Here is a 20,723-nt window from a genome sequence, read left to right as displayed (position 1 = left end):
AATTATTCAAACATTTTTCTTACTATTTACACCCTATTTCTAAGGTGTTATGTCACGACTGTTTACTCTTTTTTGCTTCTTAAACTGTATTATCGAACCAATAATAAACAAAACAAGGATGATAAGGATACTTACACCTATTATAGGATCTTTTGGTCCTGATGCTATTGGATTACCAACTGGCACCCGGCTAAGGGTTTCGTTAACAGTCGGAATTAATGATAGAAAAAAACTGAAGGATAATAAAAAGTTTTCGATGAGGCGATAACCATTTTTACCCTTCTTCCTCACATTAAAAAAATAGGCTGTAGAGACAAAAATTACAATCATTAAGGCCAATACATGCCCTGGATTAATACCTTTGACACTGGATAAGCCTAAAGCGGTCAACGAGGAAATCAATGTGAAGTAAAAATAAACTTTACCTGTGAGCGCATCCAGATTTATTTTACCACTTTTAAAGAGTGAAAGAAATGCTGAAATAATGGCAACTATTCCGATAATGGTATGAAAAATACCCAAATTTGATAAACCCATGATGTTAATTTTAAAATTTAAACGTTCTATTGATCGTTCAAAATTGCATATCAAAAATGTTTACCTTTTTGTATATTTGTTCAATTATTTGGTTATATAGCTCAAAAATATTGAAAATTTCTTATGTTTCTCAGATCCCCTTCATCAAATCAAGACCTAGGAAAGAAATTAAAGTATTTACAGGTTTCTACCCAAAGCTTGCCCCATAATCTACTACTTGCCTTTCACTTCCACAATTTAAATCTATGTATTACTATTCAGTAAGCAACTGTTAAAAGCCATCTGTTTCTCCATTTCATCTGTAATTAAAAAAGCCTCTCCTGACGTTACACTGATCTGCAAGGCATCACATCGATATAGGCTTATTACACATCTAAACGTATATCAGAAATTCGGAATTGATTTCCTAAAATAAAGATAAGGTCTACGCAAATCATTTGGTCTTCGGATTGTTCTTGGTAAAACCTTTTTGTCTAGTAATTCGAGTCCAATATATTTCTTAAGTAATACAGTCAAACGGTCCTTGCTAAATTGTATTTGATGCTCTCTTTCAAAATCGAGAACCATTTGGTTAAGTGTTTTCTCTGTATGAAAGTAATCAGAAGTATAAATCATTCGAGCGACAAATTCCCGTTGCTTCCTAAGTTCATCATTAATTCCCCGAGACGGAGATACCGACATTTCAAATGACTTAAAACTATTAGCTCGGTCTAAAAATGCCTCTTTAAACTTGACTAATTCTGGAAGTCTATTCCCATCTACAGTCAACTTGATCTCGGGATTGAAGAAATCGGAAAGGTGAATTGAAAAAGGAGAACAAAGCCGAGCAAAACTATCGAGCGAAAGTGATAATGATTCATTTTTTGCGCTTCTAAGTGTTGAATAGGAAATTCCAGTAAAACTTGCAAGGCCTTTTAGAGGCAAGCCTGTTACTTCAGTCAATTCTGTAACTCTTTTTGAAATAAATTTTGCCAATTCATGATCAGTTAGTTTTCCCATTCTTTTCGACGCTTTAATTTTGATTTTTTGTCTACAGAAATAAACATTCATAGATTTTTTGTTCCTTGAATCGTATGGCAAGTTCACCATTTATTTTTTGTCACCACTTCTGTCCTGTTGATAACTAAGATCGGAAGTTTATAGGAGTATCGCAAAAATCTAGACTTCACATAGATATCACAAATTAATAATCAGGAAGATCACTTGTTTTTTTGAAATGACATTGTTGGAATAATTATATAATTCTCTTTCCAATGTCTATTCTTTGTAAAAGTTCCATTTGGTAACTGTTAGTTTTTCCAATCAGTGTTGATGGTCACTTTAAAAGAGATTTACCAAATCCATAGGATTTTTTATATTAATATTTTTTTATAATATATTAATATATGTTTATATTTAAGTGATATTACTGACTAAAATAAATTACGTTTTAAATGAAAAGGATAATAAAGGAGGAACAACTTGTCAAAATTGGAAAAATGAAGAAAGATCCATTTACAATGTCTGCGGATGAAAAGATTCAATGGAGACAAGAATTGCAAAAGAGTATTCGTTCCTATTTGTTTTCTCGCGAACAGCCATTGGTTTACAGTAAGGATGGGCAATTGGTTGAGGAACGTAAAGATGGGACAATTCAAAGTATCTGATCATGGCCAAAATATATGTGATAACTGGCGCCCCCCATATTGGGAAAAGTACTTGTGGACCATATTTCATTCCCGAAGGGATCAAGATACTTGATCCAAAGCTCTTTGTTCAAAGATATACAGCCCAAGGAGTAAAAGATGGATATCGGCGATTTGAAGAACAGCTTTTGGCACTACTAAATAATAACGAGGATTTTGCGGTAGAGGTCGATATCGCGAACAAAACACATCTTCAAATGTTACAAGATATCAAAGCGTTGTTTCCTGAAAATAGGATTGAAATGATCTTTTTTTACACCGACAATATCCAATTATGCTACGCAAGGTCCAAAGGGATGCAAAATAGTAAGAGTGTACTTAGTCCTGAAAAAATAGCAAGTTCCTATATTCATATTATTCCAACTGTAAAACGACATCTGAATCTTTTTTCCTCCATTAAGGGGATCGATATAGGTGATAATTATATTGTACCCGAAACCGTGTTTAACTTTCAAGATACCGCTTCAGGAATCGAAGTTTCGGCCTATCTTCCTTTATGGGCACAATGATTTGATGAATCCTTTACGTTTTTATCAATATATTTGATTGTGAATCTAATATCAAACGCATGGATAACGGCAACTTTCAACTTACCCTTAGGCCGACAGTATTCGCTGACTTAGAAACACACTATGAGTTTCAGCTTGATGAACAAGCAAATCATCTCGCCGCTTTTACCTCGACAAGTTCTTCGGATAAGAAAACTTACATTGAGAAATACGGCAAATTTCTTACTGAGCCAAGCATCAATAATCAGACAATTCTGGTTGATGGAACAATCGCAGGAACTATTGCAAAGTTTGTTATTGAAGGTGATGCCGAGATCACTTATTGGATTGATCGAAAATTCTGGGGACAAGGTGTTGCGACAAAAGCTCTGAAAAACTTTCTTACACTCGAAACAAACCGTCCTATCTATGGTCGTGTAGCTTTTGACAACTTCGGATCACAAAAAGTGTTGGAACATTGTGGTTTTGTTAAAGTTGGTACAGATCGCGGTTATGCAAATGCGCGACAAGCTGAAATTGAGGAATTTATTTATAGACTTGACGATTAATAGAGTAGATCCAATTAAATAGACTATTTGGGATCACTCTTTATCTGAAAGATAGTCTGTACTTTTTCCGCTAGATCTTTTCCCCTAAGGTTGCGGTTTACTATTTTTCCTTGGGGATCCAGTAAAAAGCTTGCTGGAATAGAATTGATGCCATAGCGTTTCGCGGCTTGGCTATCCCAGCCTTTTAAATCAGATGCCTGTGGCCAATTGAGCTTATCATCCGCAATTGCTTTGATCCACTGTTCACGCTGGGCTGCCTTGTCCAATGATATCCCCAAGATTTCGAATCCCGAATCTTTGTATTTATTGTAGAGTGCTACAAGATTAGGATTTTCTTCACGACACGGTCCACACCAACTAGCCCAAAAGTCTACTAAAAGATATTTTCCTCGGAAATCAGATAACTTGATGTAATTACCATTTGCTGTTCGCAGTTCAAGATCGGGTGCTATCTCTCCAACTTTGGTCCTGACCGAAGCTTCCAGTTGCATGGGTATTTCTTTGGCTAAAGGAAACTTTTTGAGCTTTTTGGCTAAACCAACATATACGGCAGCAGCTTCTCTCGTAAATTTCTCCTGTCCAGCAACAAATGATAAACTGATTAAACTTAGATAAGATGATGGATGTTGACGAGCAAATGCTAAATGAACACTGTAAAGTTCATCCATAAGACCTTTCTCCCTATCAATAAATGCATCACGTACTTTAGAGTCATTCTGCTGACTGGTAGGAAGTACATAAAATTCTTTATTGAGTGCTGTAAACTTATCATCGACCGAGGTACGCATTTTTTTGAATATCTCTTGGTCGACGTTAACCTGAGATCCGCTGATAGCAATATTTTTCAGTGAATCCTTTGCTCGCATCACTAACTTACCAGGTTCAAGATAAAAACGAAAAAAATCCATCTGTTCATTACGGGCAGGTCTATTTACAAAAGGATTCTTGTTGAGATATAGCGATGAGGAAATGGGATAATCCACCTCTCCTGAAAAAGAAAAATTTCCATTTTGTGAAAAAGCAGAATCAACGACAGAACGGCCTTCTATTTCATAAATCAAGAATATTTTAGCACCGTCTTTCAATTGGGATATCTCCCCATTTATACGATACCCCTTTTGCCCACGAACGAAAAATGGCAGTATAAAAACCAGTAATAAAAGCGATTTCAGGTATCTTTTCATAGTATACGGTTTATTTGCAGCTGTTTACACAGAAATAAATATAAGTAATTTTTCTATTTTACTGCATTGCAACTTTAATGCATTATTAGATAAGTATAACGAAAGATTTAGCAAGTTGCATTTCAGTTTGAAAAAATGTAATTGAGAAGTTATTAATTTGCGTGTTTTCCCAAACTTTTGCATATTTGTACGTCAGCACCAATATGTAAAAAAATCACCTCTATATTAACTTAAGCTGTAAAATGCAAGACGAGATCATTAAGCACACAAAGAAGATTTACAAAACCGCAAAGGAGCCAAAACATAGCCTTACTGAAAAATTGAAAGAAATTTCCATTGAGATTTTTATTATTGTTTTTGCTGTATCACTTTCCATCTGGCTTCACGGTTGGAGTGAACATCGCCATGAACAACAAGAAGTAAGAGAGTTTTTGGAAGACCTAAAAGTTGATCTAGAAAAAGACGTCAAAGACTTAGAACAACAAAATTCTTACCTTGGCAATACATCTAAAGGTTGTAAATTTTATGGGGATCTAAACCAAAAAAAGATTGACAGCTTGGCTAAAGTTGACCCTAATGAACGTATCAAAATGAATCTTAATCCTATTTTCAAGATTAGAAATACAGGAAATTATGAAGGATTTCGTTCTAGCGGTAAAATTGGTTTGATTAAAGACCGAAAATTAAAAACCGGAATTTTGGAATATTATCAAACAACAGTTCCAGCAAAAGACGATTGGCAAGCCTATTACAACTCACTCGTTTTTAAGCTTGCAGATGAATTAGTAGCAATTCCGGATGCAAATACGAATCCCGATATTATTTACAAAGCAATTAATGCTTCCCCGAAAATAAAAGGAATCCTGTCAAATGCTGCATCCCAAGCAGATATGATTATTCAATTAAATAAAAACGTAATCAAATCTGCCAAAGAAATCATTAAAGAGATTGAACATGATAGCTAATAAAGACAACTGTTAACCACAGCTAAATCCTGTTCTTATGAGAAAGACTGTGTTCGAAAAACCTTAAACGCAGTCTTTTTTAATTTTGTCAACAGAATAATCGCCATAGATCTTCGTCTTAATTAACCATCAATTACCATCCGCATTTCCAATAGATTGGGTTTAAATCCGATTTTTTGATAGGCATTCTTTGCGATGGTATTTTCATCATAAACCTGTAACCTAACTTCTGAAATATTTCTATTTTTAGCCCAGTTTATCAACTTCTGCAGAATCAATTTGTTAATGCCTTGACCCCGATAGGCAGGCTTAACATACATAAAACCTAAATAGGCATACTTTTCATACTTCTGATAAGGCTTTGCATCCAGCAACTTGGCATACCCTGATCCGACAAGTTGATCGTCTTTAACTGCAACGAGAACTTCTGCTTCACTCGACTTGATCAGTTCTAAAAGATCATAATAATGAATTGTGCCGTCCTTTAATGTGTTGTCAAAAGATCGTTCAGCTTCAACAATTCCTTGCTCAAATTCTATTAATAGACTGATTTCATCTTCTTGTGCTTGTCTAATGATTGTTTCCATACTTAACTCTCTAAAATAATTGCATTATTGTACTCATATAAATTTATTTTTATGAATTATCCCCATTAAACTCTCGCTTTTCCAATGTTCCATTTTCGTAAGATTCAGTATAAATCAGCGGTCCCTTTTTCCTTGTATCGATTATCGGTTCACCCGTTTCTTCATTATATTCCTGCAATAATTTGTAGTATTTCCATTTGCCAGTAGGAAGTCCCTCTTTATAAGTTGCTTCTAAATAGATATAGCGATCTATAAATTCCGGATATTGTTCCAAATCCACACAGTGATTTACTTTAAGTTCTATCCATTTTCCTTCTTTACTGTGATTCTTGATCAAGCCCTCTTCTTCATCACTTTTATAAAAACCATTATGATAGTAGTAACGGGAGAATTTTCCATTAGCTAAAATCTGATAGTGATGTATTGGTTTTGGTTTAAAAGGATCCTCATTAAATTCATAATCTTGTAACGAGACTCTATACTTTTTGTCGATATAAAACAATGTATAATCTGCAAATCCCATTTCTCTTTCATGGTGCAGGTATATTCTCTTCATAGCGACAGGTTTATTGTCCTTTACCGAAATTAAATACATTTTTTCGATAAAGGGTTCGGCGTAGCTGATGGTATTATAGACTGCCATAAAATGAAGTGAATACGCTCCGCAAATAAAAAAATCAGAGGCTATACTAACTTTGTCTTGATCTACACGGGTATTTTCATTGAACGGAAAGGCTACATCGTATTCTTCGGGAAGTGATATACTTTTTTTTTCGATTAATTGATCAAACTTTAACGCATTAAGATTGCCAGATTGATTTTGAAGTATGGACAACATAGTGTCAATGTTTAGCTGTTTAGAAATATCAGCATACCCTATTGGGAGTCTTATACAATTTTTCTTATCCGTATTAAAAAAGAAAGACCCTTCATTTGATGTAGACACTGATGTATTTAAATCGACACTTTTCGTCTGTGCTTTACTGCTCTTGGATAAAAACAAAAAGAGAAGGAGAAAACACAAGTAGTTGATATGTTGAAATATGACCTTTTTCATTTGTCCTCAGTGACCGTTTGAAAATTAAAATTTGAGCTTTAGAGAAAGATAATTATAGTTAGAATGTACTACATTTGCCTGGCCTTTACGCGAACAAAAGATAAAAATGAATCAGAACACTACATTGAAAACTATTAACTATTCAGGCATCTTCCTCTCTTGTTTTTCCGAATATAGCAAAAAATGTATCCATGCAACGCCAGAGCATGTACTGCTGTATCTATATTCTGGCGAACTTGTAATTGAAGATAGGGATAAAAAGATTACTATACAAGCTGGTGAGTGCGCATTTATTCGTCGCAACCACCGGCTGTTGATGTATAAGAACAGTAAAGGTGAGGATTTATACAATGGCATTTCCCTTACTTTCAATCGAGCATTGCTCCGGGAGTTCTATAGTAAACTGAGCAAAAATAATTTACCAAAAAAGGCATCACTATCCGATAAGAATGTCTATAAAATTGATATCAGAGCCGATGTTACCAGTCTGTTTCAGTCATTAATCCCCTATTTTGATGAAAAATTAAAACCTTCGGACAGCGTTGCCCAACTTAAACTGCAAGAAGGTATCTATGCTTTATTAAACAACTCGGAGATCTTCTTCCCGATTTTATTCGATTTTGCTGAACCTTGGAAAATTGATATCTTGGAGTTTTTGAACGAAAACTATATGGACGAACTGACGATGGAACAGATCGCATTTTATACTGGTCGAAGTTTAGCAACATTCAAAAGAGATTTTAAAAAGATAAGCAACTTAAGTCCGCAGAAATGGCTAATTAAAAGGCGTCTCGAAGCTGCCTACATTAAATTGAAAGAGGAGCGCAAAAAAGTGAATGATACTTATCTCGAAGTTGGATTCAAAAACCCTTCACATTTTTCTACAGCATTTAAAAAACACTATGGATTTGCTCCTTCCGAAATTTAGTATTTTATAGGTCTTTCTTATTTAAGAGCATATAAGCTTCTACGCAATGCATGAGTGCATCGAGACCTGTATTTTAACCCCTTTTTCCCGATCCGTGATTACTGCAAGCCCAGTCGTTTCCGTACCGGTACCACTCGTTGAGGGAAGATTTGTTGAAACAATTTAACATAAAACAATTCGCTACATGTTTTTTAGATTTATAATTTCATTTATAATTCTGATAATGAATTTAGCACTGCATGCACAGGAACAGACCGAGCCCTGTAGCTATGTAGTTACCAGAACAAATGACACCATTTATGGTCATATAAAAACTCATTTTTTTACCGGAAATTTGAAATTGGTGACGCTGGACGCCTCCTATAACGTAGACCCCAACTGTTATGCATCGTACTATAATGCAAGACAGAAGGAGTTGTACCGTAGCAAGATGCTATCTGGTCCAATTCCGGCAAAGATGGCAAAGAGGATGGCTATTGCCCCAAAGTCAAGCTGGCTAAGATGAATCGAAGACGGAAAAATAGCATTGTATGAGCATAAATATTATATATATGGTCAAACGCCTGATATATACTCCAATTTCTTAAACTTTTCGCAACAATTCTTCGACGTTTTTAGTTTGGCCCTTCGTTAGATTTGCGTTTAGAAACCGCTCAGATTATTCCCCCGGAACGTCAGATCTTTTAGCAATATCTTATCGCAGAATGGATTGTGAACGAGCCGAAAAGATAATATTCATTTACTCTTCAATTATATTTCTGTGCTCATAAATGAACAGATATCGATCACCCAAATATTACAACGTTCTTATTGATAAGATGTTAGGTTGATCATTCTCTTTTAAAGACTGTCTTTCCTTCTTTGATCGTTTCAACTACTTTGATTTCCCTTAATTTTTTTGGATGGATTGTTAAAGGGTTCTGATCCAAAATAACCAGATCGGCGAGTTTCCCTCTTTTTAAGGATCCTTTATCATTTTCTTCCTGATACTGATAGGCAGCATTGATTGTAATTGCTTTTAATGCATCCCTGACATCAATACGCTCATCTGGCCCCAAGACCATCCCCGTACGTGTGGTTCTATTAACCGCAGCGTATACCCCGGTCATTAGATCAGGAGGCGTCACAGGGCTATCATGATGGATCGTAAATAGTATTCCAGCTTTTTTTGCTGACTGAGCTGGACTAATAAAAGCAGCACGTTTGGGTCCAAAAACACTTTCATAGTGCCAATCTCCCCATAAATACACGTGTGATGAAAAATACGAGGGTATAACACCTATTTCTTTTATCTTGGCGATGTGATCAGGTCTGCTGTTCTGCACATGTATTAACGTTACCCTAAGCTCAGGCTTGTAAATTCCCTCCATTTTCAATTTGCCGATCACACGAATTGCCTGATCAATTGCTGCATCGCCATTAACGTGTAGCTGCGCCGTAATATGATTTGAAAACACAGTTTTCAAATCATTATAAAGGGTTTCGTCTGAAAAAATTGGAAAGCCCTTGTAATCTGCCGACTGGCCTTCTGGAGGAACAAGATATGGCTCTGTCAACCAAGCCGTTTTCCCTTGAGGAGAACCGTCATCTGAAAATTTAAAACCGCCAAATTTCAACCGCTTTTCGTATTTCATGTAATTGGGTTTAAAGGATTCCCAATCTGCTTTATTTGCTTCAAAGTCGGGAAAATAAATTACATCTGCCTTTAAAAGGTTTTTCGAGGCGGCTTCCTTCAACAGCCCAACACTCACCCCCATCGAACGTCCGTCACAGATCGTCGTTTGTCCATAACTAAGCCATTCGTCTTGGGCCTTAACAAAATCTTTAAGGGATTGAGTTAGTTCGCCTCTGGCTTGAATGGGGTTGGGCATCATTTCCGTTAACTTCACCAAAGCCGCAAAAGATGCATTCTCTTCCAATTTACCGTTTAATCGATTATCCTTGGTCCGGCCGTAATGACCTCCCTCTGGGTCCTCTATATCTTCGGAAATACCTAAAAAAGTAAGCATAGCACTATTAACAACGCTTGCATGACCAGAAGCATGAATCACAATAATAGGATTTGTCCTGCTGACTGCATCCAATTCTTGACGGGTCGGATGACGATGTTCTTGCATAATGGCATCGTCATAGCCGTTTCCTAATATCGGCACAGTAGGTCCCATTTTTGTCTGCTGAATAACAGTTATTAAAGCCTTTTGAAGGTCTGGAATGGAATTTACAGTTCCATAAGGGCCTGGAGAAAGGTCTATTGCCTCTTCCATCCCGGCTCTTGAAGTGATATGTCCATGTGCATCTATAAATCCCGGAAGTAAGGTTTTTCCCTTTAAATCAATCTGTAATGTATTCTCACCAATATAGGTCTCCGCTTCTTTTCGACCACCAACGAAAATGATCTTACCATCTTTTAATACCAAGGCCTCTACTTCGGGAAACTCTTCTTCCATGGTAATAATATTTCCGCCAAAATAGATAGTATCTCCTATCTGCCGATTGCTCTTACAGCCTAAAATAAAAATGGATAAAAGGAAAAATAGATATTTCGTCATTGTTTTCATGCGAGCCATTAACTGTATTTATGAATAACAAAAAAAATAGTTAATTGTTTTTCGCTTAATTTAACAGCATCCCTAATCACAAAATCGGATAATATAAATGCTGTAATACAAAATCAATGTCTGATACAGCAAGTTCAAACAAGTTCCTTTTGTAAACTTGTTTAAATACAAAGAGTTATCAGGCTATCGAATTGATTTAAGATACTGGATTAAATATGACAGAGAGTGAATATAGATTTGCTATGCCAGGCACATACGGGTATATGCCACTTCATACGTGGAATAATCGCAAAAAATGCGCACCTAGATACGCATTTTTTATTAAAGCAAGATTGGTAGCAATTGATCTAAACTGCCTACCTGCAAAAAATTGCTGGGTTTAATTTCTGCACTAGCTTGCTCATGCGTCCAAGTAACATGATAAGGAACATGTATCGCTTGTGCACCCATCTCTAAAACTGGTAGAATATCGGAATTAATTGAATTTCCAATCATGATGAAATTCTCAGCTCGGCATTCGATCTTACTCAATAATTTTGCATAATCCTCGCTTTTCTTATTACTCATAATCTCTACATGGTGAAAATATTTTTGAAGACCTGAATTTTTCAACTTTCTCTCTTGATCCAATAGATCACCCTTCGTGGCTACAATCAATTTGTAGTGAGCACTGAGCTGGGCCAAGGTATCCTCAACTCCCTCCAGTAATTCAATCGGCATCTTTAGTAGATCCTGTCCAATACCTATAATTTTGTTTACTATATTTAAAGGTAGTTGACCAGCAGAAATACGGCTAGCAGTCTCTATCATACAAAGAATGAAACCTTTCACGCCATATCCATAAAGCGACAAGTTGTTCATCTCTGTCTCAAATAGCTCTTTTGATATTGCATGCTGCGGAAGATAGTTTTCCAACAGTGTACAAAAATCATGTTCTGCTTTCTGAAAATAGGGTTCGTTTACCCATAAAGTATCATCAGCATCAAATGCAATGACTTTAATAGCGTTTTTATTGACAATCATTTTTATTTCTTATTCAATTTACAAGTTCTATATGATCTTAGTATTGCTATATTGTTCCCATAGCTCTGTTAAGATTAAGGCTGAATCATAGATCGCGTTAAATGCAAAAAACTTTTCCTTCGCCACATAGTCATAGATATAAAGATCAGTTAGAGGTGTCGGAATAGAGTCCAAATCTTTTGCTGATACCCATTCCAAATCGCCTTCATTACAATAAGGTGCTTCTACAAATTCGACATCGGATACATATACATAGCTGATCCAATTGTAATTTAACGGAGAGGTTTCGGTTAAAATTCCACAAAACTGTTTTGAAGTGATCCGGATTCCTGTTTCTTCCATAACCTCACGTGTGACAGCAGTATCAGGGTTTTCAAATGGGTCTATTTTCCCACCAACGGGAACATACATATCCTTATTGGGATCCTTTAGGCGTCTTAGCAATAGAAACTTATCTTTATTTCTCAATATACATAATGTCGCTACTCGCTTCAAACCTATTACTTCGTTGCTCATCTTTTCTCTGTTTGTAACAAAAATAGAAAATGCTACGAGAGTCTTCAAGAATATTAATAAATATTAGCACTTGCCCTTCTTTCTCCTCCTCTCTTCGTTGGGCGATAATTACAACACCGATCCATTATATATTCAATTCTATTCTCAAATAACAGCTGTGCTATTATCTTCATGGTCTCAGCCTCGTTAAATCCCAGCCGCTCACCAAGGTCAACTTCATTTTGTTTGCCTTTATCTTCTACAAAGATCTGATAATATTTTGCCTTATTTTCCATATTTGTCTGTTTTTTGAACTGCCACCATCATGTGTGGACTAAATGGTAAAAGAGACTTATCATTTTCGGTAATCTGTATAAGCTCCAGCAATGTTTTTCGTCTTTTGCTATCCAGCATATTAGCAAAAAAATCTTTATCCAACCAGACCATTCCCTCTACTGCATAAGTATCTAAATGGGTCAATCCTTGGTTTACAAACTCTTCTTTCAACTCTTGGGATCTATGATAAAATGCTTCTGCGAGAAGCCACGGAAAATCACTGGGTGGATTATGCCGACCATTCGTTAGTTCACCTTTACACATTTGAAAAAAAGTGGCTTTATGGATTAAACCACTTAAAAGACCAACTAAGGTAGAAGCGGTATAGTTTATGGCAAATCCCAGAATAATTCCTCCATTTTTCAATACTCTTTTTGCTTCACAAATTGTCAAATTGCGGTCTTCTTGCTCTTGAAGATGATAAAGTGGCCCATGCAGTATTACCAAGTCTGCATAATTATGAGGAAATTCCAATTTTCGGGATTCTCCCATATGAACAGAAAATTTGTTCCTTAGTTTATGCGCTCTATTTTGTGCCAGCTTTATATGTTTCGAAACAGGCTCAACCAAATGAACCCGATGTCCTTTATTTGCCAGCCATTCAGAATATTTGCCCGTGCCACCGCCGACATCAATTATGGTCAAAGGAGAAGACAAAATGAACCTCTCGATAAGTAATTTGATTCTCTCAAATTCAAATACCCCCATTCCTTTGTTAAGCCGGGTTTCTTCGGACGCTTTTGTATAGAATATTTCGATATCTCTACTTATTAACTGTTTACTACTCATGATACACGCGGTATTATCATCAATTTATAATACAGTTCGTATTACAAATTGAGAAAACATTCGATTTTACAACCAACTGTTTATTTAAGATTAAAAAAATAAAAGGGAATAACCATCCTTACGTTAAAAATCACAAGATTTCAACGTATCCTGTACTCTTTTTAGAGCCGGTCTTCTTAGTTAAGACACTGATGATATGTTAGATAAAGATAACAGATTACAAAAATAAAGATTTTTAACAAATCATGTCTGATTAATTTCAATTATTTATACGGTTTTTCAGGCAAGAAAATAACTAGGATAGTAAAGGACTTGGTTACTAACAACCTAATCTGAATGGTGCGGTCCGATAAGTCATTCTCAAGGCATATGGAAAATAAGAAATGAAGCTGCAACAGTCCCGATATCCTAATACGACGAAGAATAATCGTGACTAATTACTGATCTTCCTATAGATATAACATCCAGCCTCTGTAGGATGATCTTCCACGAGGTCATCCCAATTTTCCTTTCTAATCAGATTAATAATTAAAAAATCTCCACATGCGGCCATCGTGAAAAACATACCAAAGATCAACAAACTAATACTTCCATTGAAGATAGCAACAATGGCAGGGAGAATACCAAGTAAAATAGCAGGTGCGATGGCTCCAATAATATACTCTCTCACTTTCAAGGCGTCTTTACAGTGACAGTATGGTGTAAGCAGTTTCCACATTACGCCAAACTTCATAGACTTGAATCCATTCTTTGCAAAAATAGCCCAAGCGATTCCATGGATCAGTTCATGAACAGCAATCCCAAGCAAAATAATACCAAAAACATAGAAACTACCAGAGAGGCCCAGCCCTCCAAGCATACCTTTAAAATCCAGTTCAGATCTCCAGACTAAGTAGTAGGGTAAACCAAATACAACAACTATTGGAAACAGGATGAGTAATCCAAACTTATTAGCCCAAAGGAGATCAATGGTTAGTTTCTCCTTCTCATATTTTTCAGACTCAGACATACTGTTTACATTTGATTATTTAGACACTAATTTTCAGGCTTGCCACTAAATTAACTTTTTTCCAGCAAATTTTATGTTTTAGTTTTTGAATTAGGATCAATAATTGTGATAAGCCCGATCCGCTATAATCATTTTAACGTTAAGATCTTTCGATGATGTTATCTAATAGAAAAGGTCGAGCGTTAAAACCCGACCTTTCAATTAAAAACTAATCTTTCCCTCTCCTACCCATACTTCTATGTATTGGACTATAATTCATACCATTGGTTTAAACTAAGAAAAGAACCAAAGTTTGATATATCCGAGATCACTTTCCTCCTGCTTTTAATTAACAGCTGTGTAATAGACTAAATAAATTGGGTAAATAAAGTTACTAGGGCCGTAAATGGTAGGCTTTGGGCTGAACAAATGCGCGGATACCTTGAGTGGATAAAGTCGAACCCAATCCTGAGTTTCGACGTCCTGACCAAGGCACATTAGGACTTACCCTATCACAACAATTCCAATATACTGTTCCTGTATCCATTTTTTCGAGTATACGCATAGCTCTATCGCGATCTGAAGAGAATACCGCCGCTGTAAGGCCATATTTCGTATCTTGCATCAAATTAGTTGCTTCATCATCGGAAGATACCTTCTGAATACCAATCAACGGGCCAAAGGTCTCGTCAAGCATGAGCGCCATGCTATGGTTACAATTTTCGAAAACTGTAGGGGCATAATAATATCCATTTCCTTCGAGCGAATGTCCCCCTAAACGAAGTTTTGCTCCCTTTTCCAGCGCATCTATTACTTGGTCTGCAAGGATATTCAACTGTGCAGCACGGGTTAATGGGCCAATAAAAGTATCCGCATCCATGGGGTCACCAACAGTATAGGAAGCGACTTCTTCAACAAAGGCCTCAACAAACTGATCGTATATCTTTTCAGAAACGTAGATGCGTTCGACGGCACAACAGCTCTGTCCATTATTGTAGAACGCTCCTTCAGCAGCCGAAATCGCAGCCCGCCTGACATCTGTCACATCCTCTGCAACATATAGCGGGTCTTTTCCACCTAGTTCAAGCTGTACCGGAACCAATTTATGTGCTACTGTTGTTGCTATATGCAATCCAGTTTTATAGGACCCAGTAAAGAAATAACCGTCCAATGACAATGATAGCATATGCTGACCGATCTGCCCACCACCGACAACGCATTGGAATACATTATCAGGAATGCCTGCTTGATAAAGGTATTTTGCAAACTGCCGTCCCGTCAAAGCCGCAAATTCAGATGGTTTATATAGAACCGCATTACCCGCAACTAACGCATACAGAAAAACATTAAATCCAACATTGTAAGGAAAGTTCCATGCGGAGATATTGGCAATCACGCCAAGAGGTTCATATCGGATGTTTTCCAAAGTAGCTCCTTCACTTATTATAACTTCTTCAGAAAGCCATTTTACCGCATTCTGCTGAAGATGATCAATACGATTTTGTGCTCCGCCAATCTCATTGTACGATTGTGTAATTGGTTTACCCGTTTCTTTGGTAAGGATCTCCGCAAGCTCTTGCTTGTTGGCCGATATCAATTGTCCAAATCGCAGGATACAATCCAGACGATCTTGTAAAGGTACTTTAACCCAATCGCGTTGTCCATGTTTTAACAGCCTCATCATTGCGTCCAACTCAATGGTTGTCGTGGAAGGCAACAGCGCCTCTACAACGCCAGTTGCGGGATTTCTAATTTCTATGTTGTCTTGCATGTTCAATAAAAACATTAAAAATCAAATCTTCATCTAAAAGTATTCCTCCTTGTGTTGGAGAGAACTCGGGATGCCATTGCACCCCCATAACCTTACCGGGCGCTTCTTTAATATATCCAAATGCCTCAATAAATCCATCATCTGAACGCGCATATACCTCAAGGTCGCGCCCGAGATCCTTAATCGCCTGATGATGGACGGTATTTACTAATGGGTTGAGGACATGACCATATAACCTGTCGAAAAGTGTTCCCGATTCAATATGTATCGGATGATTGATCGTATCATATAAAATTGCTGATCGATGAATCCCTGCTTCTGGCAACTGGCTGGCAATATCCTGATACATTGTACCTCCAAAATAAACGTTCATCAATTGAAAACCTCTGCAGATACCCAAAACAGGTTTATGATGCTTAATGGCGTAATCCAATATTTTTAACTCATATTGATCCCGATATGGATCCCCTCTCCAGTGGCCTATCGGTTCCTCCCCATAATGCTGTGGCGCTATATCACTCCCGCCCTGAAGAATTATACCGTCCATATCCGCTAAGATATCATCTAATAATGTATTTTCAAGATCAGGCAATAGTACCGGAAGAACACCTTTTTTACATATCCATCTGGCCATATCATTTTCCATATAACTCAATGACTTATGACCAAAGACCGCCCTTCCGGTGTCTGGATAAAAAAAACAGGCACTGATACCAATTTTTATCATATTATTTTCCTCCGTATGCGGTCTCATAAATAGCTCGAAAATCTTCTGTGCTAACAGGTTTAGGGTTTGATGGATGGCAAAAATCAACAGATGCCAATTGTGATAGCGGTTCTAAATGCTCCCTTTGTACACCAATGGCTGATAGCTGTGTAGGCAGCCCCAATCGTACATTGAGGTTAAATAGATAGTCCACTACGCGATCTCCAGCGTCGTTACCAAGGCCAAGAGCCATGGCCATGCGCTCGAAACGATCTTCGAAACCGGGATAGTTAAACTGCATTCCGTAGGGTAAATTCACAGCGTTGGCTAGTCCATGATGGGTATCAAGGAGCGACGATAGCGGATGTGCCAAGCTATGAACGACTCCCAATCCTTTCTGAAAGGCAACAGCACCCATCAAAGATGCCAAAAGCATTTTTGAGCGCGACGCTAAATCGGATTCCTTGGTTGCCTTTTCAATTGAACCAGCCACCATCGCCATTCCTTCAAGCGCTATCCCATCACACATCGGATGATATCCCTTGGCTAAATAAGCTTCCATATTATGCGTAAGTGCATCCATTCCTGTCGCCGCAGTAATAAACGGCGGAAGATCCATCGTAAGTAAGGGATCAGCAAATACTATCCTTGCCATCAACTTGGGGCTAAACAGAATCCTTTTCTTCTTGGTTTCATCTTCGGAGATAATAGCGCTCCGCCCTACCTCACTTCCAGTTCCCGCCGTTGTAGGTACCGCAATCAAAGGTGGTATTTCATTGGTCACATAAATATCTCCACCAATCAAATCATCATAGTCGAACAGGTCAAGGTGATGATATGCACGCAATGCAATTGCTCGAGCTACGTCCAGTGCAGCCCCGCCACCGACGCCAATTATGGAATCTCTATTTTGTCCCCTAAAGACATCGCCACCCAGGAGTACGTTTGATTTTACGGGATTTTTGTGCAGCTCATGGAAGACGATAACATCAATCCCTTTAATTGTCAGCTTCTGCTGAATTTCTTTAAAAAATGGCAATTGAGCAATAGTGGGATCGGTTACCAACAAAGGGCGACTCAGACCATTTGCCAATAAGTAGTCAGGTAGTTCATTGATAGCCCCTGCACCAAAACGAATCTGTGTCGGAAAATTAAAACCATAAATTCTTTCTGTATCCATCTTTCAGTTAAATAATTTCAAAATATCTTTTTGTTTCCCAATCGGTTACTTGTTCAGAAAACTGCCGCCATTCCCACATTCTGGATTTGCAGAAATGGTCAACAAACTTTTCTCCAAATAATTGAGCTGCTAGTTCTGATTGAGCCAATCGGCTGGTAGCCTCATAAAGATTTCTAGGCAAGACCCCATGCTCGAGATCCTTATAACCATTACCAACGGTATGAGTATTGTCCAGTGACAGTTCATGTTTGATACCATACAGTCCACTTGCTAAACATGCCGCAATAGCCAGATAGGGATTCACATCCGAGCCGACAACACGATGCTCAATACGTGTAGCTTTAGGTCCTCCTTCGATGACACGGAGTGCTGTGGTGCGATTGTCTACCCCCCAAGTCAACGTTGTGGGCGCCCACGCTCCTTCAGTTAACCGCTTATAGCTGTTAACAGTTGGTGCAAGCAGTGGAAGTATGTCAGGTAAACAATACAGTTGACCGGCAAGAAAATGTTTCATCAGCTTGCTCATTCCAAGCTGATCTTCTTTATCATAGAAGAGGTTTTTCTCTTTGTCAAGATCCCAAAGACTCTGATGCACGTGTCCGCTACAGCCTGGCAACTCCTTTGTCTGCTTGGCCATGAAACTCGCAGTGATCCCATGTTTCTTTCCAATTTCTTTTACGGCAGATTTAAAAAGTGTCGCTCTATCTGCAGCTTCAAGAGTTTCACTGCATTGGATAGCTGCTTCCAGTACACCTGGTCCCGTCTCTGTATGTAGACCTTCAAGTGGTACACCAAACTTTTCGAGCATGGCTAGCAAGTCCTGAAAAAAGCCGTAATTATCCGACATCCGCAAGACGGAATAACCAAACATACCCGAAGTAATCGGCATCATATCTTTAAAGACATTTGGTGAAGATCCGTTATTAGCTTTCACAAAATTAAACCATTCGAATTCCTGTGAAAAAATTGGTTTATATCCTGCGGTCTCTGACTGTGAAAGGATGTTTTTTAGTAGTGCTCTCGGGCATACATTCTGATCTCTAGTATTTGGAGAGTCGAAATCAGCTAAAAAAAAAGGAATATCTTCTTGCCAAGGAATCAGCCGAAATGTGTTTTTATCTATACGTGCAGGAAAATCCCCATATCCGGTATGCCAGCCTGTAACTTCTACATTATCATAAACTTGATCATTAACATCCCATCCGAACACTACCGAACAGAATCCAAATTCATTATCTAGCGCAGAGAGAAACTTATCACGGTGCATAAATTTTCCCCTTAAGACACCGTCTATGTCGGCTACTGCGACTTTGACATGCGTGCTCGCACATTCTTTTAATCTAGAAATAATTTCATTTTTATCGATCATAATTTGGTGGTTTTGTCCCTGTCAAGGAAGATTAGGAAATAGATATAGGATAAAATGACAAGCCCGAAGAATAGTAAAGCCGTCAATGGGTTATAATAGATCATTGCTATCAAACACACGACAGCGATAACTAAAGCCAGCATTGGAAACATTGGATACAGAGGAACTTTAAATGGTCGTTCCAGCATTGGTTCATTCTTTCGCAATGCAAAAAATGACCACATGGAAATAATATAGAGACAGATTGCGCCGAAACAAGCAATAGTAATAATACCCGCAGTCTTACCCGTAAGCAACGCGATTACACCAATTGCCATATTGACAAGCAGTGCATTAGCCGGAGTTTTAAACCGCCTATGTACTTTTCCGAGTATTGATGGTGCAAATCCCACCCTTCCAAATTCAAAGGTCGCCCTACCACCAGCGAGTATAATACCATGAAAAGAAGCTATGAGTCCCAGTAGACCAACACCAATTAGTAATTTATAAAGGATATGGTGATTATCGATCACATTTGCAATAGCAAGTGGCAATGGTGAATCTGATGGCTCGGAACTACCCACAGGATACACAACGGCTTCCCAGCCTGCAACACCAACCGCAGACAAAAATGTAACGATACAAAGTACAACTAAAGTTACAATCGCAGATCCGAATCCAATTAACACGTTTTTCTGCGGATTGATAGTTTCTTCGGCAACATTGGCGATGCCTTCAATAGCCAGAAAAAACCAAATTGCAAATGGAATCGCTGCAAAAATACCAGAAAAACCGTTCGGTAAAGCATTGCGCTCAAGGTTGGAATATTCGAATGCTGGTAGCGTTACTCCTGCAAATATCACTAATTCGACTACAGCTAGGACTGTCACAATCAATTCAAATGATGCCGCAAGCTTAACCCCCAATATATTCATTGAAGTGAAAATGGCATAAGCGCCAATAGCGAAAGTAAGATAGCCAACCGTAGGATGTAATAAATGCAAATAAGCACCTATTGCTGCTGCTATTGCAGGAGGAGCGAAAACAAACTCAATGTTTTGTGCAATTCCAGCAACAAACCCCAATTGCTTACCCAATCCCCTATTGGCATATTCAAAGGCACCCCCGGCTTTTGGTATCGCACAGGCCATCTCCGTATAGCTAAAGGTAAATGTTAGATACATGACAATAACAAATATTGTCGCAATGGCTAACCCCAATGTGCCCCCTTCGGCCAAACCGAGATTCCATCCAAAATACATTCCTGAGATCACATAGCCTACACCTAACCCCCACAACATAACAGGACCCAGAACTTTCTTTAATTGAGGCTCACTCATAATTTTATTTAGGTCGGTAATTGATTCTAATTAACTAATATAAATTTACTACTTATTCCTTATTATACAGTATTATATATCTATCATTATACCTATTTTAGTAAAATAATATTGTTAAACATATATCTGCAGTATAGGGAATCTAACCATACGCTTAGATATATTTTTTTTAGATTTAATTTACTGTCT

Annotated in this window: 23 protein-coding genes; 6 read left to right on the top strand and 17 right to left on the bottom strand. The window is 37.7% G+C overall.

The features are described 5' to 3' along the window. Positions 1-39: 39 nt before the first annotated feature. Together OK025_RS20200 and OK025_RS20195 are read right to left on the bottom strand one after the other, a co-directional pair. On the bottom strand, positions 40-537 hold the full coding sequence (locus tag OK025_RS20200; protein WP_317666518.1) for a hypothetical protein: 498 nt from the start codon (positions 535-537) through the stop codon (positions 40-42). A gap of 384 nt (positions 538-921) precedes the next feature. Continuing rightward, the gene (locus OK025_RS20195) at positions 922-1,536 is read right to left on the bottom strand and encodes a hypothetical protein (protein ID WP_317666516.1); all 615 of its coding nucleotides are present in this window, start codon (positions 1,534-1,536) and stop codon (positions 922-924) included. 434 nt (positions 1,537-1,970) lie between these two features. Between OK025_RS20195 and OK025_RS20190 the strand changes: the two genes are divergently transcribed. From OK025_RS20190 to OK025_RS20180, 3 genes are read left to right on the top strand one after another with little or no spacing between them, the layout of a single operon-like run. After that, positions 1,971-2,183, top strand: a complete 213-nt coding sequence (locus OK025_RS20190; RefSeq protein ID WP_317666514.1) for a hypothetical protein — start codon at positions 1,971-1,973, stop codon at positions 2,181-2,183. 2 nt (positions 2,184-2,185) lie between these two features. Then, positions 2,186-2,731, top strand: a complete 546-nt coding sequence (locus OK025_RS20185; RefSeq protein ID WP_317666512.1) for a hypothetical protein — start codon at positions 2,186-2,188, stop codon at positions 2,729-2,731. Between the two features lie 59 nt (positions 2,732-2,790). Continuing rightward, positions 2,791-3,279, top strand: coding sequence for a GNAT family N-acetyltransferase (locus OK025_RS20180; protein ID WP_317666510.1), 489 nt, complete (start codon positions 2,791-2,793; stop codon positions 3,277-3,279). A 23-nt stretch (positions 3,280-3,302) separates the two neighbouring features. On the opposite strand, the gene OK025_RS20175 is transcribed toward OK025_RS20180, so the two are convergent. Then, the gene (locus OK025_RS20175; RefSeq protein ID WP_317666508.1) at positions 3,303-4,463 is read right to left on the bottom strand and encodes a TlpA disulfide reductase family protein; all 1,161 of its coding nucleotides are present in this window, start codon (positions 4,461-4,463) and stop codon (positions 3,303-3,305) included. A gap of 242 nt (positions 4,464-4,705) precedes the next feature. Between OK025_RS20175 and OK025_RS20170 the strand changes: the two genes are divergently transcribed. Next, positions 4,706-5,428, top strand: coding sequence for a DUF6090 family protein (locus OK025_RS20170; RefSeq protein WP_317666506.1), 723 nt, complete (start codon positions 4,706-4,708; stop codon positions 5,426-5,428). Between the two features lie 122 nt (positions 5,429-5,550). Here OK025_RS20170 and OK025_RS20165 read toward each other — a convergent pair whose 3' ends face one another. After that, a complete protein-coding gene (locus OK025_RS20165) occupies positions 5,551-6,015 on the bottom strand; it encodes a GNAT family N-acetyltransferase (RefSeq protein WP_317666504.1) in 465 nt (154 codons plus the stop codon). 49 nt (positions 6,016-6,064) lie between these two features. Beyond that, a complete protein-coding gene (locus OK025_RS20160; protein WP_317666502.1) occupies positions 6,065-6,853 on the bottom strand; it encodes a hypothetical protein in 789 nt (262 codons plus the stop codon). Positions 6,854-7,178: 325 nt separating this feature from the next. Between OK025_RS20160 and OK025_RS20155 the strand changes: the two genes are divergently transcribed. Further along, the gene (locus OK025_RS20155) at positions 7,179-8,000 is read left to right on the top strand and encodes an AraC family transcriptional regulator (protein ID WP_317666500.1); all 822 of its coding nucleotides are present in this window, start codon (positions 7,179-7,181) and stop codon (positions 7,998-8,000) included. 39 nt (positions 8,001-8,039) lie between these two features. Here the strand turns inward: OK025_RS20155 and OK025_RS26835 are convergent, their stop codons facing one another. After that, positions 8,040-8,162: an iron-containing alcohol dehydrogenase gene (locus OK025_RS26835; protein ID WP_411567707.1), complete on the bottom strand. Its 123-nt coding sequence runs from the start codon at positions 8,160-8,162 to the stop codon at positions 8,040-8,042. Positions 8,163-8,223: 61 nt separating this feature from the next. On the opposite strand from OK025_RS26835, the gene OK025_RS20150 reads away from it, so the two are divergent. Then, positions 8,224-8,505 carry a hypothetical protein gene (locus tag OK025_RS20150; protein WP_317666498.1) on the top strand — a complete coding sequence of 94 codons (282 nt, stop codon included), beginning with the start codon at positions 8,224-8,226 and terminating at the stop codon, positions 8,503-8,505. A 325-nt stretch (positions 8,506-8,830) separates the two neighbouring features. On the opposite strand, the gene OK025_RS20145 is transcribed toward OK025_RS20150, so the two are convergent. The 11 genes from OK025_RS20145 to eat all read right to left on the bottom strand — a co-directional run bounded on the left by OK025_RS20145 (position 8,831) and on the right by eat (position 20,534). Continuing rightward, the gene (locus OK025_RS20145) at positions 8,831-10,549 is read right to left on the bottom strand and encodes an amidohydrolase (protein ID WP_317666496.1); all 1,719 of its coding nucleotides are present in this window, start codon (positions 10,547-10,549) and stop codon (positions 8,831-8,833) included. Between the two features lie 330 nt (positions 10,550-10,879). Beyond that, positions 10,880-11,581, bottom strand: coding sequence for an HAD family hydrolase (locus OK025_RS20140; RefSeq protein WP_317666494.1), 702 nt, complete (start codon positions 11,579-11,581; stop codon positions 10,880-10,882). Positions 11,582-11,608: 27 nt separating this feature from the next. Continuing rightward, entirely contained in the window at positions 11,609-12,097 is a 489-nt protein-coding gene (locus OK025_RS20135) for an NUDIX hydrolase (RefSeq protein ID WP_317666492.1), read from the bottom strand. Positions 12,098-12,150: 53 nt separating this feature from the next. Further along, complete coding sequence (locus OK025_RS20130; RefSeq protein ID WP_317666490.1) at positions 12,151-12,372, bottom strand: hypothetical protein; 222 nt, start codon at positions 12,370-12,372, stop codon at positions 12,151-12,153. Beyond that, positions 12,362-13,201, bottom strand: coding sequence for a class I SAM-dependent methyltransferase (locus OK025_RS20125; RefSeq protein WP_317666488.1), 840 nt, complete (start codon positions 13,199-13,201; stop codon positions 12,362-12,364). Before OK025_RS20125 ends, OK025_RS20130 begins: the two co-directional genes overlap by 11 nt. 433 nt (positions 13,202-13,634) lie before the next feature. Continuing rightward, positions 13,635-14,210: a DUF3267 domain-containing protein gene (locus OK025_RS20120; protein WP_317666486.1), complete on the bottom strand. Its 576-nt coding sequence runs from the start codon at positions 14,208-14,210 to the stop codon at positions 13,635-13,637. Positions 14,211-14,583: 373 nt separating this feature from the next. Continuing rightward, positions 14,584-15,960: an aldehyde dehydrogenase family protein gene (locus OK025_RS20115; protein WP_317666484.1), complete on the bottom strand. Its 1,377-nt coding sequence runs from the start codon at positions 15,958-15,960 to the stop codon at positions 14,584-14,586. Continuing rightward, on the bottom strand, positions 15,938-16,687 hold the full coding sequence (locus tag OK025_RS20110; protein ID WP_317666482.1) for a gamma-glutamyl-gamma-aminobutyrate hydrolase family protein: 750 nt from the start codon (positions 16,685-16,687) through the stop codon (positions 15,938-15,940). The genes OK025_RS20115 and OK025_RS20110 overlap by 23 nt, the downstream gene beginning before the upstream one ends. A gap of 1 nt (position 16,688) precedes the next feature. Then, positions 16,689-17,846, bottom strand: coding sequence for an iron-containing alcohol dehydrogenase (locus OK025_RS20105; protein ID WP_317666480.1), 1,158 nt, complete (start codon positions 17,844-17,846; stop codon positions 16,689-16,691). A 7-nt stretch (positions 17,847-17,853) separates the two neighbouring features. Then, positions 17,854-19,215 carry a glutamine synthetase family protein gene (locus OK025_RS20100; protein ID WP_317666478.1) on the bottom strand — a complete coding sequence of 454 codons (1,362 nt, stop codon included), beginning with the start codon at positions 19,213-19,215 and terminating at the stop codon, positions 17,854-17,856. Continuing rightward, entirely contained in the window at positions 19,212-20,534 is a 1,323-nt protein-coding gene (gene eat / locus OK025_RS20095; protein ID WP_317666476.1) for an ethanolamine permease, read from the bottom strand. The genes OK025_RS20100 and eat overlap by 4 nt, the downstream gene beginning before the upstream one ends. Positions 20,535-20,723 lie beyond the last annotated feature (189 nt).

Source organism: Sphingobacterium sp. UGAL515B_05 (genome assembly GCF_033097525.1).
GTDB lineage: Bacteria > Bacteroidota > Bacteroidia > Sphingobacteriales > Sphingobacteriaceae > Sphingobacterium.
The sequence above is the reverse complement of the archived record's forward strand: the minus strand, read 5'-3'. Positions and strand labels throughout refer to the sequence as shown.